Consider the following 17,276-nt stretch of genomic DNA (forward strand, 5'->3'; position numbering starts at 1 on the left):
TCCGGGAACCTTCCCGTTCCCTCTTCGCCGCTTTTCAAACCGCCGCGGCCAACGCTGCGGCACAGGATGCGCCGCAGCGTTGGCCGCACCTGCCGTCTATCTGCCTCCGGCCATATAAAGCATTGCGTTGCAGATGGCCGCCGCCACGTTGCTGCCGCCCTTCCGCCCGCGGGCCACAATATAAGGTACGGGAAGCTCCAGGATCAATTCCTTTGACTCCACCACGTTCACAAAGCCCACAGGCACGCCGATGATCAGCTCCGGCCTGAGCTTGCCCTCGGAGATCAGTTCATACAATCTGACCAGCGCAGTGGGCGCGTTTCCCACCGCGAAGATGACCGGTCTGCCCGACGATGCCAGTTCCGCCCCCTTGTCCACCGCAGCCGCAGCCCTGGTGGAACCCGCGGCCTTCGCCGCGTCCTTCACTTCCTCGTCGGCGATGAAGCACTGTACCTCCGCGCCGAATACGGAGAGCGCCGGTTTGCTGATACCGGCTTTCGCCATCTGTGTATCCGTAATAATGCAGGCGCCCTTTTTCAGCGCTTCAATGCCCTTTCGCACCGCACCCTCGGAAAAGACCAGATTATCGTAATAATCAAAGTCTGCCGACGTATGAATGACCCGCTTTACCACAGGCTCGATCTCCGGGTCCAGCTTCCTGTCCCCCAGCTCCTGCCCGATGATCTCAAAGCTACGCTTCTCAATATCTCCGGGCAGTACATTGTCCAGTTTGATCTTCATTGAATCCTCCCCATTCCCAGCTGATCGTCTCTTTCTTTCCGAATCGTACCGATGACAGCTTACAGAATTCTGACCTTATTTTTGACCTTTTCAGACAGCGTCCCGCTGTTCCATCAGACGCCCTGCTCCAGAATGCGGTATACCGCGTCCATGTCCATGTTTTTCCTCATGACCTCAGCCAGCAGATCGTACTGCGTTTCCTTGTACGCCGCCACATCCAGACCGGTCACGGCGCTCTCGTCCAGCCCCTTGCTGCGGTAAAGCGCCGACACGATAGTCCTTGCCACATCTTCTGCATCAAAGATGCCGTGTATATAAGAACCGTATAGATTCCCTCTGCACAGGCCCGCCGGCTGAGACGCCGGTTTTCCCGACAGCTCTGTGACGCAGATCAGCGGCTTCGTCTCATCAGCTTCGCCGCCCTCCGACAGCAGTTCCGTCTGGCCCATGTGGATCTCATAGCCGGTGAAATCCACTCCCGCCAGTCCGGAGAACAGGCCGGGGATCTCCTGCGCAAACACGCCCCGGGCCTGGGTCCTGGTTTTCTGCGGTTCAAATACGGTGCGGGCGGGAAGCAGGCCCATGCCCCTCATCCGGCCGCCGTGTTCCACCCCGTGAGGATCGGAAAGTTCCTCTCCCATCATCTGAAAACCGCCGCAGACGCCGAAGACCGGCTTTCCCGCCGCCGCATGTTTCAGCACCGCCGCTTCCAGACCGTTCTGCCGGATATGGAGCAGGTCCTCCATGGTATTTTTCGTCCCCGGCAGTATGATCAGATCAGGGCTTCCCAGCTCGCCGGGAGTCTCCACATAGCGCAGGGTCACGCCGGGAGCGTATTCCAGAACGTTGAAGTCCGTAAAGTTGGAGATGCGCGGCAGGCGGATCACCGCAATGTCGATCAGGCCGCTCTCTCCCTTTCTGCTGAACCGTTCCGTCAGGCTGTCCTCGTCGTCGATGTCCAGATGAGCGTAAGGGATCACTCCCACCGTGGGCACGCCGATGCGTTCTTCCAGCATGGTGAGACCCGGCTTCAGTATGTTAATATCTCCCCGGAATTTGTTGATGATCGTCCCTTTGACCATAGCCCGGTCTCTCTCCGGGAAAAGCATCATGGTGCCCACCAGCGACGCAAAGACGCCGCCCCGGTCGATATCCCCGGCAAGAAGTACGGGCGCTTTTGCCAGATGAGCCATGTACATATTCACGATATCGTTTTCCTGCAGGTTGATCTCCGCCGGGCTGCCCGCACCTTCGATCACGATGATATCGTATGCTGCGGCCAACGTCTCATAAGCCCTGTGTACGTGTTCCACGATCTCCCGTTTCTTCTCGTAGTATACGCTGGCGCTCATGGTGGCGAACACCTCTCCGTTCACGATGACCTGGGACCCCATGTCGTTAGTGGGCTTCAGAAGCACCGGATTCATGAGGACCGACGGCTCGATGCCCGCAGCCTCCGCCTGTACCACCTGCGCTCTGCCCATCTCCAGACCTTCCTTCGTGATAAACGAATTCAGCGCCATGTTCTGTGCCTTAAACGGCGCCACGCTGTATCCGTCCTGTCTGAAAATGCGGCACAGCCCCGCCGCCAGCAGGCTCTTTCCCGCATTGGACGCGGTGCCCTGTATCATGATTGCCTTTGCCAATTCCGTCATCCTCCCATTCTCACGTCTCCATGGACGCCATCTCCGCCGCCCGGGCCCGTGGCCGCCTATCCTTCCCTGACCGCCTCCAGAGCCGCCAGCAGCCTGTCGTTTTCTTGTTCAGTCTTTACCGCGATACGGAAATATTCCTCCGAGAGCCCGCAGTAATTCCCGCAGCTTCTGACCATAATACCCTTCTCCAGCAGCCTCTCTCTGAATCCGTCGGCGCTGTAGCCCGGCCCCAGCCGGAAAAAGATATAATTCGCCCCCGGGGGATAGACGGTGAACCCCAGAGCGCGAAGCTCCTGGGTCAGTCTCTGGCGCTGGCGGAAAACCAGTTCTCTGGCCCGGCGCAGATATTCTTTCTCCCGAAGCGCCTGGACCCCCGCCAGCTGAGCAGGAAGGGACACGCTCCAGGGCTGTCCTGTCTCCCGCAGCACGTTCAGCAGCGTCTCATTCCCGCAGATCCCATAGCCAAGGCGCAGGCCCGGCATGGCGTAATTTTTCGTGAAAGCCCTCAGAACAAACAGATTGTCGTATTCCTCCACAAAGCCTTTCATGGTGTAACTTTCCCGATCCTCCACGAAATCGCAGAAGCATTCGTCCAGTACCAGCAAGATCCCTGCCTCGCGGCAGCGCTTCAGGATGGCCGTCAGCAGCTCTCTTCCGATGAGCTGACCTGTAGGATTGTTGGGGTTGCAGAGAAACAGCATATCCACAGACTCGTTCAGTTCAAAGAGAATGCTCTCGTCCAGGCAAAAGCCTTTTTCTGCGGTGAGCGCGTGGCGTCTGACCACGGCCCCCACGGATTCCAGACACTTTTCATATTCCGCGAAGGTAGGCGAACAGACCAGCGCCTTATAGGGCATCTTTGCCACCACCAGCCGGAAGATCAGATCGGCGGCTCCGTTGCCGCAGACCAGCTGCTCCCCCTTTACCCCCTCGTGTTCAGCCAGAGCCGCGATCAGCTCCCGGCACAGGGGATCGGGATAGTGGGCCGTATCCGACAGTCCCTCTGCAACGGCCCGCTTCACCGATTCCGGCAGCCCCAGAGGGTTGATGTTCGCCGAGAAATCCAGCAGATCCCCGCCCCGTCCCTTTTCTCTTTCCGTATAAATATCTCCGCCGTGAATCAGCTGAACCATAATATTGCCGCTCCTATTCCTGTCAAACACAAAATAAGGCAAAGCCACGCCGTGACATAGAGCAGTCTGCCCGCCCGCACGATGTCCTCCCGCTCCACCGGCCGAAGGGGATCGCCGATGGTCTGTTTCGGGCACAGCTTTCCAAAATAATACGCGTCTCCCGCCAGCTGGATGTCCAGCGCTCCCGCGCACACAGCCTCAGTCTGGGCGCTGTTGGGACTGGCGTGATTGAAGCGGTCCCTTCGAAAGACCCGGAATGCGTTTTTCCAGTCCAGTCTCAGCAGAAACGATCCGGCGATCATGAGGAACGCGGAGACCCTGGCTGGAATAAAATTCAGCAGATCGTCCAGCCTGGCCGCCGTCCTGCCAAAATACAGATAGCGGTCGTTTTTGTAGCCGATCATGGAATCCATGGTGTTGACGGATTTGTAAAGAAAACCGAAGGGCGCGCTGAGAAATACCGGATTCACCGCTCCGAACGCTCCCGTGCCCGCCGCCAGAAAGACCGTCAGCGGGGGGACTGAGCCGTAGACGATCAGCCCCGGCATGCTTCCCTGAGACAGCGTCAGCCAAAGGCTCAACGCCGCGCCCAAAGCCATGGAAAGCATCGGGGCCACCGTGCCGTCGGAGGTGTTCTCCGCCACCGTCTCCACCGCCGCCTTGGCCACCTGTTCCTCCGTCAGCTCTTTCGTATCCCGCCCCACGATCATGGACACCTGAAAGCGCGCCTTTTCCAAATCGCACCGCCCGTCAATATCCGACGGCGCCAGCGCGTGGTACACCTTCATGCTCTCCGTCTTCAGCCCCTTGACCGCCAGGATCTGATAGCACATCACCGCCTCCAGTCCCAGAGCCAGCAGGGGATGGATCAGAGAAGCCCCCCACAGAAGCAGAGCCGGGACCAGAAAGGAAAGGCTCATGACGATGATCGCCAGCACCGTTCCCGCCGCCCGCTCTCCCCTCTGCGCGGCGGGGAAAAGCGGGCGGATCAGTGCCTCGCCTTTTTCTATGAGGGTCCCGATCAGCCGTATGGGATGGGGCAGAAAATCAGGGTCGCCAAAGATCAGATCGGCCAGAAACCCCAGCGTCACAGAGATCACTGGGTGCCTCCCGCCGCGCCTCCCGGCCTGCCCGTGTACGTCTGCTGCGCCGCCTGCTCAAGCGCATCCAGCCGATCCAGTGGATCCAGCCGATCCGCGTTCGCCCGCGCGGATCTGCGCTCCAAAAGCAGGCGGTCCACCATGCTGTCCATGGTGGCTTTCTCCGAGACCAGCACCTGCATACCGTAAGCTCCGGCCTGGGCCGCCGTCTGCTCTCCGATACAGAGAGCTTTCACCTTCGTGAGATCTGCGTTCTCATTCATCTTCACAAAGCCCCGCACCGTGGAAGCGCTGGTAAATGCCACGTAATCCACCGTTTCGTCGCAGAAGGCGAACCCGCCTCCGGGCAGGTAGATCGTATCGTACACCGGCAGATCGGTAAATTCAATAGCCGCCTCTTTCAGCGGCGCGATCACATCCTCTGTGCCGATCTTCGACCGGGGGATCAGCAGCCTGGCCCGCCGGCCCGCCGCCTGTTCCTCTTTCAGCCGTTCCGCCAGCGCCTGACCCAGGGCCTTCCCGCTGTACACCTCCGGCATAAGATCCGTCAGGATTCCCTTCTCCTCAACCGCCTTTCGCGTCCCCTCGCCGATGACGGCAAATTTCAGGCCCCAGAGGCGGCGGACGTCCATCTGCATCTGCTTCATTTTATCGTAGAACACCTTCACGCCCGCCGGACTGGTAAAGGCGATCCAGTCGTAGTCACTGATCTGCGTCAGAGCCTGTTCCAGACCGCGGTCGTCCGTCAGGGCCTCCGTCTCGATGGTGGGCAGGACCACCACCTCCGCTCCCAGATCGGAAAGCTTGCCCGCCAGAGCCGAATTTCTGTCCTTCGGTCTGGTGACGGCGATCTTCAGACCGCCCAGCGGCCGGTCCTCCGCCCAGTGAAACTGTTCCGCCAGAGCGCACACCCGGCCTACCACGATGATGGCCGGCGTGCTGATCCCGGCGGCCGCCGCGTCCTCAGTCAGATGAGCTACGTCGGAGACCACCCTTCTCTGATGGGCCGTAGTGCCCCGTTCCAGCACCGCCGCCGGCATATCCGGCTCCATGCCCGCCGCCAAAAGTCCGGCGCAGATCTTTTTCATGGCCGTCACGCCCATGAGAAAGATAAACGTCCCGCCCACCCGGACCAGCGCTTCATAGTCGATATCCGCTTCATCGGATTTCTTCGTGTGGCCGGTTATGATATGGAAGGAAGAACAGAAATCCCTGTGCGTCACGGGAATGCCGTTATAGGCCGGGACCGATACCGCCGAGGTGACGCCGGGCACGATCTCAAAGGGAACGCCGTGTTCCACGAGCAGCTCCAGCTCCTCGCCTCCTCTGCCGAAGACAAAGGGATCGCCCCCCTTCAGGCGCACCACCTGTCTGCCCTTCTGCGCCTCCCGCAGCAGGATCCGGTTGATCTCGTGCTGGGGAATAGGGTGATGACCCGCCACTTTGCCTACGGTGATCAGCTCTGTGTCCCTGGGGATCAGCGCCATAACGCCCTGGCCCACCAGTTTGTCGTAGACCACCACGTCGGCCTTCTCCAGAAGCTCCCGGCCCCGGAGAGTGAAAAGTCCCGGGTCCCCCGGACCCCCGCCTACCAGATACACCTTGCCCTGGGCGGTCCTGTCTTTCCCAGTCCCGTTTTTCCCAGTCTTCTCTTCCGCCTTTTTATCTGCCGCCCTGTTTTCCGCTGTGCTGCACACTTGCCATACCTCCCTCCCGCAGTCCTTCGGCCAGCTTTACAGCCAGCTCTTCTCCCTGAGTCTCCGGTCCCCGGATCTCTCCGGTCCGCCAGAGACCGCTCTCTTCGTAGTAAAGTCCCCGAATGTGGATCTGCCCGTTTTCCGTCTGAGCGAAGGCCCCCACCGGCGAACTGCATCCGCCGTCCAGAAAGCGGACGAAAGCCCGTTCCGCCCTGGCCTCGATCTCCGCCTTCCTGTCGTTGATGCAGTCCAAGAAGGAGTAGTCCTCTCCCTTTCTGCCCTGTACGGCCAGAATTCCCTGCCCGGCGGCGGGGATCATCTGATCCGGCGTGAAACGCAGGCCGATCCGCTGCGACAGATCCAGTCTGGCCAGTCCGGCGCCGGCCAGGATCAGCGCGCCGTACTGGCCGTCGTCCAGCTTCGACAGCCGGGTGATCACATTTCCCCGCACACTCTTTGTCTCCCAACCGGGATAGAGTACGGACAGCTGCAGATTCCTGCGCATGCTGGAACTGCCGGCCGGCTTGGAAAGATCCGGTTTTTCACATCCCGCGGGAAACACCATCACGTCCGATGGATCTTCCCGCCTGGAAAACGCCAGAAGAGGCAGGTCCTCCGGCACTTCCATGGGCATATCCTTCAGACTGTGCACGGACAGGTCGATCTCTCCCTCCAGCAGAGCCCGGTCCAGTTCCTTGACGAACAGACCTTTCCCCCCCACTTTGTCCAGCGTCCTGTCCAGTATGATATCGCCCGTAGTCTTCATGGTGACCAGCTCAGTCCGGATCTCCGGATGGTATTTGCTGATCAGATCCATGACGATGCGGGACTGAATGACAGCCAGCCTGCTTTCCCGGCTGCCAATGCGTATGGTCTTCGTTTTCATATGGTCTCATCCCTTCTGACGACTGGACCGGCTGCCGCAGCCGGCGTCTCCGTCCGTCGTCCTATGTGCGGCCTGATCCCGAAGGACGGCCTCCGCCGCCCCGCCGGAGTTTTTCTGTCCCATCTGCGCCAAAACTTCCCGGACGCGCCCTGCGGCCTCCTTCGCCAGACTGTGATCCCGCCCGCAGGCCGTGACCCCTGCCACGACGCCGCCGCCGGCGGCCACCCCTGGAAAATAAAAATCACACTCCGCCCGGCAGTCCGCTGTATTCACCGGTATGCCAAGTCTGCGGCAGTCCTGCACCACCTGGCTGCTGCATTGGCGGTCGCTGACTGCGGCCAGCACAAAGACCGCTCCGGGACTCCCATCTTCGTTCAGGAGGTCCTCAGGGCCGTAGGCCTTTTTCACCAGCCGCAGCCTCCCCTCCTTCGCCGCTTCTTCCACCGCCTCCGAGACTTCCGGCGCGATGACCGTCAGCCGGCAGGAAAACTGCAGAAGCGTACGGATCCTCCGGGCGGCCACGCGTCCGGCGCCCACCACGATCACCGGCCGGTCCTTAATATTGATAAACAGCGGAAACCAGTCTTCCGGCCCGCCGTCCCTTTCGTCACTGCATTCTTGACCCCCGCCGACGGCCTCCAAGCCGCCGGGTCTTTCCGCCGGGGCGGTCCCTGTCCCTTCCAAAGGGCTCTCAAAATCCCCCGGGGCCCCGGGTACCCCGAATTTCTCCTCCAGCAGGTCCAGCACCTCTTCCAGGCTTTTCCCATCCTCCTCCGGCTTCCTGCCGATGATGACCGGACGCACGCCCAGATCCAGCGCCGCCCGCAGCTTTTCGTCAAATCCGCCGGCCTTTCCCGTCTCCTTGGACACCAGATATCTGGCCCCCGTCTGCTTCAGCATGGCCGCGTTCATCTCGTAGGAAAAAGGTCCCTGCATGCAGATCAGCTGCCTGCCCTGAAAGCCCAGCTTTGTACAGGCTTCCACCGCCTCGGCCATGGGAAGCACTCTGGCGTACAGCCTGCGGCCGAAATCCTCCACCGCTGTGAAGGCGGCCAGCTCTTTGCTCCCCGTGGTCAACAGCACCGGTCCTTCCGTGGTGTTGAGAAAATCCGCGGCCTCTGCGGCGCTTTCCACAAAGACGATGCTGTCCGCGCCCTCTCCCCCCTGTTCCATCTGGGGATCGATCCTTTTCCCCTGGTCCCGCACCAGCCGCAGACAGCAGGTGTGCGTCTCGCGGCAGGCCTGCCGAATGCAGGCTGTCACCTGTGAGGCGTAGGGGTGGGTGGCGTCCACCGCCACATCGAACCGTTCTTCGGTCATCAGACGGCACATTTCCTCTTCTGAGAGCCTGCCTGATAAAATACGCAGCCTGCCGCTGCCGGTCTGCCGGCCTGCAGCGCTGTCTTCCAGGACCACCCGGCCGTACTCCGTGGCCACGCAGGCCGTGATCTCCACCGCCGCCTCAGCCCTTCCGGCTCCCCATCCGCCTTCGCCCCGTTCAGCCGTTTCCATGGACCCGGCGCCGGCTGCTCCAGCGTTTCCGGCGGCCGCGGCCCGCGTCCGCTCAAGGAGCCGCTCCGTCAGCACTCTTCCCTCTGTGGTCCCGGCGAATATCAAAATCTTTATCATTTTAAACTCCCCGATAGCCCCTGGGGGTCACCATCTTTCCACCGATGTTTTTCGTCTGGGAATTTCCGATATAGACGGTGGTGAACATATCCACCGCCGTGTCTCTCAGCTGGGCCAGAGTCAGAACGGTGCCCGACTCGCCTTCTCTGCCGATGTTCTTCACAAATCCCGCCACCGTGTCGGGCCCCCTGTGCCTCATGACGATGTCGCAGGCTTTCTGCAGATAGTCGTGACGCTTTTTGCTGGACGGATTGTACAGACAGATGACAAAGTCCGCCTCCGCCGCGCAGTCCAGCCGCTTCTCGATCCGCTCCCAGGGAGTCAGAAGATCGCTGAGACTGATCACGGAAAAATCGTGGATCAGCGGGGCGCCCAGCACCGCCGCTCCGCTGCAGGCCGCCGTGATCCCCGGTACGACTTCGATCTCTACCGGCTCATATTCCTGCGCCACCTCGTACATGAGCCCCGCCATGCCGTAGACGCCCGCGTCCCCGCTGCAGACCATGGAGACCGTCTGGCCCTTTACCGCTTCCGACAGAGCCAGATGACACCGGTCCACTTCTTTTTTCATGGGCGTGGACAGCAGCTTCTTGTGCCCGAATCTCTCCCGGATCAAGTCAATATAGACATCGTAGCCCGCAATGACCTGGCTTTCTTCAAGTACCGCTTCCGCCCGGCCCGTCATCTGGTCCATGCCCCCGGGCCCCAGGCCCACCACATATATTTTCATTCTGTTCTTATCCTTTCTTTTGCCTGATCCGTCTGTTTTAAGCGATCGGGCTTTTTTCTATCGGCCTGCCGGATTGGGCGAGCCCGTTTTCAGCGTGTCCTTCTGCGCGGCGCGGACCAGAGCGTCCATACAGACCTCCCACAGTTCCGGCGTCAGCGTCTCCCGCAGCCCGTAGAGGATCTTGCCCACCGATTTTTCAGCAGCCGTGTAGATAGAATCCGACAGCTCGGCCACGGCGTCGTCGGAGACGGTCAGCTCGCGCATGGTCCCGGACAGACGGTCCATCACATCCTCCGCGGCCAGCTCGGTGATCTTCTTTACCTGAGGCACCTCTTCGCGGAAAGCGAACCATCTCTCCAGCTCCGCCGCGTGATCCTCCAGGATCTCCAGGGCCCGTCTAACGGCGGTCTCGCTGGCAGTTCCCATGCTCCCGTCGCTGAGAGAGTCGATATCGTAAACGTGAAAGCCTTCCATCTCCCCGATGCGGGGATCAATATCCCGTGGAACCGCCAGATCCAGCCAGATCCGCTGCTCCGGCAGCTTCATGCCTTCTATGTCGGTCTTGTGGATCGTGTAATGGGGCGACAGCGTGGCGCTGATCACTACCTGACTGTCCGTCAGCTCGGCGATCCGGTCTTCGTAAGGGACCATGCGGCATCCCTCCGGTACGATGGAGCCCTGCTCTTCCCGGCCGTGTATGCGTTTGCGCAGAGTCATGCTGACGCAGGCCCCCTGATCGACCAGCGCGTTGGCGATCAGCCTGCCCATCTGGCCGTTTCCGATCACAAGACACCGGACGCCTTTCAGACTGCCCATCCTGTTTTTCAGAAGCTCCAGCGAACTGACGGCCGTAGACTGGTCCGCCGCTGTGATGCGCACGGTGGATTTCACTTTCTTCGCCGCCGCGATGGCGCTCTGAAACAGCTTTTCGATGACCATGTCGTCGCAGCCGCACTCCCTGCAGTGGACCAGCGCTTCCCGCACCTGGGAGATGATCTGATCCTCGCCGAACAGTCTGGAGGCCAGTCCGCAGCTGAGCTGAAAGAGATGATCCACAGCCTCCCCGTCCCGGCGTTCCACGAAGTACGCGCCGTATTGGGACTTATCGATGCCTTTTACCTCACACAGCATGTCATAGGGCGAGATCCGTCTCCCGGCCTCCCCGCTGATCCACAGCTCTGTCCGGTTGCAGGTGGAGAGCAGCAGACAGCCGTCCACGGCGAACTCGTCTCTGATGCGCTTCATGGCCGCGGCCGCCTGCGCTCTGGTAAAGGAGAACAGTTCGCGGTAGGCCACGGAAGCCCTGCTGTGATCGATTCCTATCATGCTGATGTTCATTTTATAACAGCCTCTCTGAATTCATGAGTAAAGGCGGGATCGTACAGTTTGGAACGCTGATAAACGTCGCCCAGGAAATTCCCCACCAGGATCAGCGCCGTCTTTGTGATGTGATTCTCCGCCGCCGTTCTCTGCAGGCCGCCCACTGTGGTGTAAAACACCTGCTCATCCGGCCACGTGGCCTTATAGACGATGGCCGCCGGCGTCTCCGCCGTGTAGCCGCCGGCGATCAGACGCTCTGACAGCGGCTCCAGCAGTCCTGTGGACAGAAAGATGGCCATGGTGGCCTGATGGGACGCCAGCAGCGAGATCTCTTCTTTTTCCGGCACCGGCGTGCGCCCCGCCATGCGGGTAATGATGACAGTCTGGGACACATCGGGAAGCGTATACTCCGCTTTCAGCGCCGCCGCCGCGCCGCAGAAAGAACTGACGCCCGGCGTCACCTGAAAGGCGATCTTCTCCGCGGCCAGCAGATCCATCTGCTCCCGGATCGCCCCGTAGATGCTGGGATCTCCCGTGTGAAGCCGAACGGTCGTCTTCCCTTCCGCCTCCGCCTTCTTCATCACGCCGATCACCTCTTCCAGCGTCATGGAAGCGCTGTCGTGAATCTCACAGCCCTCCTTTGCCAGCTTCAGATGTTCCGGGTTCACCAGCGAACCCGCATATATGATCACGTCCGCCTCCGAAAGCAGATCGCGGCCTCTCACGGTGATCAGGTCCGTAGCCCCCGGTCCCGCTCCTACAAAATGTACCATACTGTTACCTCCTCCGTCGCCGCAGGCGTTTCCATTCACCCGATCCGTCCCCGGCGCCCGCCGCTCTGATTCATCATATCGTTTATTTGCTTTATACGTTAATTTTTCTTGTCCTTCACGACGATGAGGGAGAAATATCCCGCGTTCTCGTCGATCTCTTCCGCCGACCGGAAGATCCGCTCCCCTTCCATGCCGCAGCGCTCCACCATCATGACCTCCTGAGGCGGATCCATATCGGCGATCATTTCCCTGATCTTTCCGATGGACTTCCCGCTTTTCATAAGCACTTTGGTGCCCGACAGGCTGAGCGCCTCCTCCAGCCCCTTATAGGAGGCCGGAATGATGTGCAGTCCCTGATGGGCTTCGGTGAGCCCCTCGTTCAGCCGGGCGGCTACGGCGCAGAAGGACGGGATGCCGGGCACGATCTGAGCCTCATATCCCGCCGCCAGCACTCTGTCGTGGACATAGATATATGTAGAATAGATAGACGGATCTCCCAGGGTCAGAAATGCCACGTCCCTGCCCTCCTTCAGTTTTTCCACTACCTGAGCGGCAGCGGCGGCGTGGCAGGCCTCCAGCTTTTCCCGGTCTCTTGTCATGGGCATCTCCAGCTCCAGCCGCTCTTTCCCTTCGATCTCCGGGCAGGCTCCCCTGGCTATGGTGTATGCCGCATTGACCTCCTGACCCGATCTCGGGACCGCTATGATACCGCACTGGCGGATCAGCCGCACCGCCAGCAGCGTCATCAGTTCCGGATCTCCCGGCCCTACACCGATTCCATATAATTTTGCCATTGTTTTCGCTTTCCCTCTCTCCGGCTGTAAAGCCGGTCCGTTTCTCTGTCCGCCGGCTGCTCCCTTGCGCCTCCGGCCCTGCCATTCTATCCATAGACCGCGCTGTTTAGGTCCGCGGCTTCCCCTCCGCGCCGTCCTGCCGTAATTTCTCCACAAGGCAGGACGCCCGTGACGTCTGTCCCAATAATCCATAGCGGTTGGAGAACATCACCGCTCCCGCCGCCATGCCGTCTCCCACGCGCTGCCCGATGTGATACTCCACCTTTTCCAGAATGGAAGCCATCGTCTTTATCCGCAGCATGCTTGGCCGCTCCGTTCCTCCGCCGCCGTCCGTTTCCTCACGTGCTTCTCCATCCAAAACAGCGATGGCGTCGTCTGTGGTCACGCAGGAAAACAGCCGCTCCACGATCTCCCTTTCGGCTCCCATTCTGGCCGCGTGGGCCGCCAGGATCTCCAGTCTGGCGTCTCCGTATTTCGAATGGGTATTCATGATCCCGCCGGCCACCTTCACCAGCTTCCCGATGTGGGCCGTCAGCAGTACGCCGTGAAAGCCCAGTTCAACGGCATGATCCAGAGCTTCCCCCAGAAAATTGCTGCACTTGACCGTGTAGATGCTGCCCAGGCTCATACTCTCCCTCAGAAAGGTCTCGCCGTAGTTCCCCGGCGTAATGAGAAGGTACTCCGCTCCCGCCGCCTTCTGCATATTCATCTCCACCTTGATGGTGTCGATGAGGGCCTGCTCGCTCATGGGTTCCACTATGCCGCTGGTCCCCAGCACAGAGATGCCCCCCTCGATACCCAGTCTGGGATTGTATGTTTTTCTCGCCAGGTCCGTTCCCGCTGGAATGGAGATCTCCACGAATATGCCTCCCTCATAACCTGCTTCGGCGGCCGTCCGGCGGACCTCCTCTTCGATCATCCGCCTGGGCGTAGGGTTGATCGCCGCCTGACCCACCGCGCAGGCCAGACCCGGCTTGGTCACCCGGCCCACGCCGGGGCCGCCGTCGATCAGGATCCGATCGTCGTCGCCCCCGGTCAATTCCACTCTGGCGTAGACCAGCACGCCGTCCGTCACGTCGGGATCATCCCCGCTGTCCTTTCTGACGGCGCACACCGCTCCGGCTCCGCTTCCCTTTTCCACGCAGCTCCCGCCGTCAGCAGTACTTCCCCCTGCAGTGAGACGGCCTTCCTCTATGGGAATAGTCAGTACCGCGCCCCCCGGCGTGGCGATCTCAACCTGTTCCACCCGCCGGGCAAGCCCTGTGGCCAGCACAGCCGCCGCCCTGGCCGCCGCAGCGGCGCAGGTTCCGGTGGTATAGCCCCGCCTGAGCTTCTTATGATCTTTCATTACGTAATCTTCCATGGCGTCCTGTTTCTCCTCCCGGCGTGGTCTCTCTCTGCCGCCGCGCCGGACCATTCGTCCCGCATGCTCCTGAGAAAAGATTATTCCTGTTCCTCCATGGCCGCTCTGACGTGTTCCAGATAAATATCCCGCACCGCCTGGATCTCACCCAGCCCTTTCATCACGCACTTGACCGCGTACCCCTGAGATTCAAAGATGTTTTTCCAGGAGTCCTCATCCTCCCCCGCCATATCGTTGCTGGCGTGATCACCGGCCACGATCATGAACGGCATGAGCACCACCCGCTTTGGTCCAAACCGTTTCAGCTGCTTATGCACCTGCTCCAGCGCGGGATAACCCTCCACAGTGCCCACGAATACATTCTCGTGGCCCGTGTCTTTAAAGCGATAATCCAGAGCGGCGTACGCCGCGTCCACGTGATGTTCCGTACCGTGGCCCATGAGCACCAGCCCATCTCCCTCTTCCAGCTCCGCCTCGCGGATCACCGCCTCCACTACCTTATCGTAATCCTCGGAAGAAGTGAGCAGGGGCCTGCCCACCAGAAACCGCTCAAAACGTCCGCTCCAGGGGGCCAGCAGCGCGACCATCTTCTCGTACTCCTCCCCGTTGATCACGTGGGTGGGCTGCACCACCAGATCCCTTATCCCGTCGGCCGCCAGACGTTCCATCGCCTCCGTTACATTATCGATGTGGATCCCGTCGCGCTTTTGCAGGACCCGCAGGATCATGCCGCTGGTAAAGGCTCTGCGCACTTCCCATTCCGGCCAGGCGGCGGCGATCTCCCTCTCGATGGCTCCGATGGTTTTATCTCTTGTCTCCTGATAACTGGTGCCGAAGCTGACTACCAGGATCGCTTTTTTTGTCTCTCCCATTTTGTCTCCTTTGTCCCGTCCTGCGACCTGCATTTTATTTAAAAAAAAACTGCTCCGGCTATGCCAAAGCAGTGTAATAAGCAAAAATCCAAAAAGATTTTTCTTCCATTACGCCTTCTCATCGCCCGTAAGAAATTGTAATCCCGGCCCCGCCGGCCGGTCTCATGCGTTCAGGCAGGTCTTCTGGCTCAGGCGTCCTCACCGCATTCTATCTTCCCGTGTTGCACAGTGATGTTTTGAATGCAGCTCTTCCTTTACAGCGGCGCGACCGCGCGGGATTCTCACCCGTCTTCCCTATTCTCCCGGCAAAAATCGCCGGGCACCTGTCGGCATCTCTATTTTCTTTTATTCATCCATACATTATAGCACGGCGAAAGGGCTGTAACAAGTGGTTTTACACACTTTCAGCCGCTTTCATCTCCCTCCGGCGCATATCTTCCACTGTCCGCGGAAGCGGCTTCATCCCCTGCAGGATGCCCACCTGATACAGGATCGGCTGCTCCAGTCCGCAGCGGGTCAGCAGTTCCTCATCCGCAAACACGGATTCCGGGTCCGCGTCCGCCTGCAGCCGTCCCCGGTGAAAGACCAGAATGCGTTCCGCCCAGCGCCACGCGAAATCCACGTCATGGGTGGCGATCACAAGGCCCAGCCCCCTCCGGGACAACAGCTCCAGATTTTGTTCCAGAAGCCGGGAATTGGCCGGGTCCAGACTGGCCGCCGGTTCGTCCAGCAGCAGAAGCTGCGGCTCCATGGCCAGCACATCCGCAATGCTGACCCTCTTCTTTTCGCCCCCGGACAGATAGTGGGGCGCGCGGCTGCGAAAATCCTCAAGCTGCATATTCGCTATCGCCTGATCTACTCTGCGGCGCACGTCCTCATCCTGCAGCCGCAGGTTCATAGGGCCGAAGCTGATCTCCGCCTCCACCGTGCCCGCGATGATCTGACTGTCCGGATCCTGAAATACCAGACCCACAGACCGTCTCAAAAGGGAGCGGTCAGGCCCCTTTCGTTCCAGCTTTTTTCCCTCCAGCACGATCTCGCCGGAGGCGGGAGACAGCACTCCGTTGCAGCACAGGAAAAAAGTGCTCTTCCCCGCGCCGTTATTCCCAAGCACAGCTACCTTCTGCCCTCCGTAAAGAGTCACGGATAGATCCGCCAGCGCGGTGCGGTCTTCCTCATAGGCGTAACTGAGCCCTTCCAGTCTCAAAATTTCTCTCATGAAATATCTCCGATCTACATCCTGCCCCCCGCAAACAACAGCCCGGCCGCGAGAAGCGCCAGTCCGGCCGCGGTCAGGATATGCAGCGGACGCAGCGGTTTCGCCTGCTCCAGAAAACGTATCTCTCCGTCGTAACAGCGGCTCTCCATAGCGTCGAAGCAGGCTCCCGCTTTCCGGAAGCTCAGCGCCAGAAGATTGCCGTAGATCTGTCCCGTCGTCCGCAGGCTCTGTCTGTAGCTGTCGTAGCCTAACCGGCTTTCCGCAGCGTCCCTCATGGTGCGGTGCATGTTCAGCAAAATAAAAATATATCTGTAGATCAGATACATCAGCTCCACCACCACCGCCGGCACTCTGGCGCGGCGCAGCACATTGATAATGTCCGTCATGGGGGTGGACAGGCTCAGCAGGTACAGGCAGCTCACCGCCCCCAGAGCCTTGGCCATGACCAGCAGCGTTCGGACCTGGGCCGCTGCAGTCACCGAGAGCCAGCCTCCGGCCAGGGGCAGGTTGATGACGCCCACCGGAGACTTTTCCCAGGAAAACAGCAGAGCCAGACCGCTGACCAGCATAAAAGCCGCCGGCAGCGCCAATAACGCCAGATAATCGTGGAGAGGCAGTCCCCCCGCCGCCACAGTCAGCAGCAGCATAGCCAGCGCCAATCCTACGCCCACGGGAACGGAATCCGCCGCCACACAGAAGATCAGCAGCCCCACGCATCCGCATACTTTCAGCGCCGGATTGACACTGCAGAGCCGGGATCTCTGAGCGATGATGTCGATGGACAGCACTCCGTCGTGAGAGTGGCGTCCCAGCGCCGCCAGCCCAGCGCCTGCCGCCGCGCAGATCATCCCCAGCGGCAGGGTGGCTACCGTTCCGTAAAACAGGAGCCACACCACTACCGCAGTCAAAACAGCAGTCACTATCATTTCGTTTTCTCCACATCCCTTTCCCCTGCACCCCGTCTGCGCGGCGGACCGCGCGGACCCGTACCCAGGGAAGTATCAAAGAAATAGTCTGCCCCTCAGGGGCAGACCAGTCTTTCTCAAGGCCTACGCCTTGGTCGTTTTATATTTTTTACGGGCTACCAGATAGCCGAATCCGTAAGCGATGATGCCCACGCCGATCCCTGTCTGCAGGCAGAACAGCAGACTTTCTACTTCTCCGGGCAGTTCTCCGCCTATCATGGTCTCCAGAACCGGCGTAAACCAGGGTTCGTACTCCGTCCCTGTGATCTCAGCGACCATCTGGCTTCCGGCGTCGTCGCTGCCGCCGAATTCAGCGCCTTTCAGTGCGAACAGCGGAACGATGGCGATGAGCAGAACGATAATCAGCAGAACGATCACAGTTGTTTTATTGCTCTTCAT

General features: G+C 60.2%; 16 protein-coding genes and 1 riboswitch. All 16 genes read right to left on the reverse strand.

Going from position 1 to position 17,276, the window contains the following annotated elements:
• Positions 1–96: 96 nt before the first annotated feature.
• Entirely contained in the window at positions 97–741 is a 645-nt protein-coding gene (locus E0E37_RS10550) for a precorrin-8X methylmutase (protein ID WP_130863012.1), read from the reverse strand.
• Positions 742–854: 113 nt separating this feature from the next.
• Positions 855–2,387, reverse strand: coding sequence for a cobyric acid synthase (locus E0E37_RS10555; RefSeq protein ID WP_130863013.1), 1,533 nt, complete (start codon positions 2,385–2,387; stop codon positions 855–857).
• 65 nt (positions 2,388–2,452) lie between these two features.
• Positions 2,453–3,529 carry a threonine-phosphate decarboxylase CobD gene (gene cobD, locus E0E37_RS10560; RefSeq protein ID WP_130863014.1) on the reverse strand — a complete coding sequence of 359 codons (1,077 nt, stop codon included), beginning with the start codon at positions 3,527–3,529 and terminating at the stop codon, positions 2,453–2,455.
• The gene (locus tag E0E37_RS10565) at positions 3,517–4,629 is read right to left on the reverse strand and encodes a cobalamin biosynthesis protein CobD/CbiB (RefSeq protein ID WP_130863015.1); all 1,113 of its coding nucleotides are present in this window, start codon (positions 4,627–4,629) and stop codon (positions 3,517–3,519) included. Before E0E37_RS10565 ends, cobD begins: the two co-directional genes overlap by 13 nt.
• On the reverse strand, positions 4,626–6,326 hold the full coding sequence (gene cobA, locus E0E37_RS18555; protein ID WP_207302954.1) for a uroporphyrinogen-III C-methyltransferase: 1,701 nt from the start codon (positions 6,324–6,326) through the stop codon (positions 4,626–4,628). Before cobA ends, E0E37_RS10565 begins: the two co-directional genes overlap by 4 nt.
• Positions 6,292–7,212, reverse strand: a complete 921-nt coding sequence (gene hemC / locus E0E37_RS18560; RefSeq protein ID WP_165445320.1) for a hydroxymethylbilane synthase — start codon at positions 7,210–7,212, stop codon at positions 6,292–6,294. The genes cobA and hemC overlap by 35 nt, the downstream gene beginning before the upstream one ends.
• Before the next feature lie 6 nt (positions 7,213–7,218).
• A complete protein-coding gene (gene cobK / locus E0E37_RS10575) occupies positions 7,219–8,841 on the reverse strand; it encodes a precorrin-6A reductase (RefSeq protein WP_130863016.1) in 1,623 nt (540 codons plus the stop codon).
• A 1-nt stretch (position 8,842) separates the two neighbouring features.
• A complete protein-coding gene (gene cobJ / locus E0E37_RS10580) occupies positions 8,843–9,571 on the reverse strand; it encodes a precorrin-3B C(17)-methyltransferase (RefSeq protein ID WP_130863017.1) in 729 nt (242 codons plus the stop codon).
• 57 nt (positions 9,572–9,628) lie between these two features.
• Positions 9,629–10,909: a glutamyl-tRNA reductase gene (gene hemA, locus E0E37_RS10585; protein ID WP_130863018.1), complete on the reverse strand. Its 1,281-nt coding sequence runs from the start codon at positions 10,907–10,909 to the stop codon at positions 9,629–9,631.
• Positions 10,906–11,664 carry a precorrin-4 C(11)-methyltransferase gene (gene cobM, locus E0E37_RS10590; RefSeq protein ID WP_130863019.1) on the reverse strand — a complete coding sequence of 253 codons (759 nt, stop codon included), beginning with the start codon at positions 11,662–11,664 and terminating at the stop codon, positions 10,906–10,908. Before cobM ends, hemA begins: the two co-directional genes overlap by 4 nt.
• Before the next feature lie 98 nt (positions 11,665–11,762).
• Positions 11,763–12,458: a precorrin-2 C(20)-methyltransferase gene (cobI, locus tag E0E37_RS10595; protein WP_130863020.1), complete on the reverse strand. Its 696-nt coding sequence runs from the start codon at positions 12,456–12,458 to the stop codon at positions 11,763–11,765.
• Positions 12,459–12,564: 106 nt separating this feature from the next.
• Entirely contained in the window at positions 12,565–13,821 is a 1,257-nt protein-coding gene (cbiD, locus tag E0E37_RS10600; protein ID WP_130863021.1) for a cobalt-precorrin-5B (C(1))-methyltransferase CbiD, read from the reverse strand.
• An 80-nt stretch (positions 13,822–13,901) separates the two neighbouring features.
• On the reverse strand, positions 13,902–14,693 hold the full coding sequence (locus E0E37_RS10605) for a sirohydrochlorin cobaltochelatase (protein ID WP_130863022.1): 792 nt from the start codon (positions 14,691–14,693) through the stop codon (positions 13,902–13,904).
• A 156-nt stretch (positions 14,694–14,849) separates the two neighbouring features.
• Positions 14,850–15,035: riboswitch (cobalamin riboswitch) on the reverse strand.
• A gap of 52 nt (positions 15,036–15,087) precedes the next feature.
• Complete coding sequence (locus E0E37_RS10610; RefSeq protein WP_130863023.1) at positions 15,088–15,912, reverse strand: energy-coupling factor ABC transporter ATP-binding protein; 825 nt, start codon at positions 15,910–15,912, stop codon at positions 15,088–15,090.
• A 14-nt stretch (positions 15,913–15,926) separates the two neighbouring features.
• A complete protein-coding gene (gene cbiQ, locus E0E37_RS10615; protein WP_130863024.1) occupies positions 15,927–16,838 on the reverse strand; it encodes a cobalt ECF transporter T component CbiQ in 912 nt (303 codons plus the stop codon).
• Positions 16,839–16,961: 123 nt separating this feature from the next.
• Positions 16,962–17,276, reverse strand: a complete 315-nt coding sequence (locus E0E37_RS10620) for an energy-coupling factor ABC transporter substrate-binding protein (protein ID WP_130863025.1) — start codon at positions 17,274–17,276, stop codon at positions 16,962–16,964.

The organism is Bacilliculturomica massiliensis (assembly GCF_900605495.1).
Classification (GTDB): Bacteria; Bacillota; Clostridia; order Peptostreptococcales; family Anaerovoracaceae; genus Bacilliculturomica; species Bacilliculturomica massiliensis.